At 67.7% G+C, this 569-nt stretch carries 1 protein-coding gene; it reads right to left on the bottom strand.

What is annotated here, in order from left to right; all coding sequences use genetic code 11:
- On the bottom strand, positions 1–378 hold a 378-nt coding region (sufU, locus tag EXE52_RS18080; protein ID WP_137704008.1), incomplete at its 3' end, for a Fe-S cluster assembly sulfur transfer protein SufU.
- Positions 379–569: the final 191 nt, after the last annotated feature.

Below are 569 nucleotides of genomic sequence, written 5' to 3' on the forward strand. Positions count from 1 at the left end.
GTGGATCTTCGCGCCGTCCTGCGCGACCTGTCGTCCCAACACCGCGCACTTCACGCGCATCGGGGAGATGTCGACGCCGAGCATCTCGGTGACGTCGTCGGTGTCGAGCGCGTCCAGCTCCTCGACGTCCATCCCGTGGAGCCGCTCCGAGAGCATGCTCGCGGAGGCCATCGAGATGGCGCAGCCGTCGCCGGTGAACCGCACCGCCTCGATCGTCTCCCCGTCGTCGTCGAGGTCGACGTCCATCCGGATCGTGTCGCCACAGGAGGGGTTCTCGCCGACGTGCGTGAAGTCCGGATCCTCGATCTCCCCGTAGTTTCGCGGGTTCTTGTAGTGGTCGAGGATCTGCTGCCGGTACATGTCCGAGCCCAGTCCCATACTGGCTCCGAGTAGGCCGCTCCGGCTCAAAAGGGTTCCGTCGAACGCGGTCGTTTAATAAGCGAAACCACCACGTGCGGCGGCGCGTGCCTGCGAGCGGCCGCCCTCGGCGGCCGCGAGGAGCACGCGCGAGGGAGTCGGTGGTCCGGAGCGAAGCGGAGGACCACCGACGAGGCTGGGGAGGGGTGAGG

The sequence above is a fragment of the Halorubrum sp. CGM4_25_10-8A genome, from assembly GCF_005435025.1.
In the GTDB taxonomy this organism is placed as follows: Archaea; Halobacteriota; Halobacteria; order Halobacteriales; family Haloferacaceae; genus Halorubrum; species Halorubrum ezzemoulense.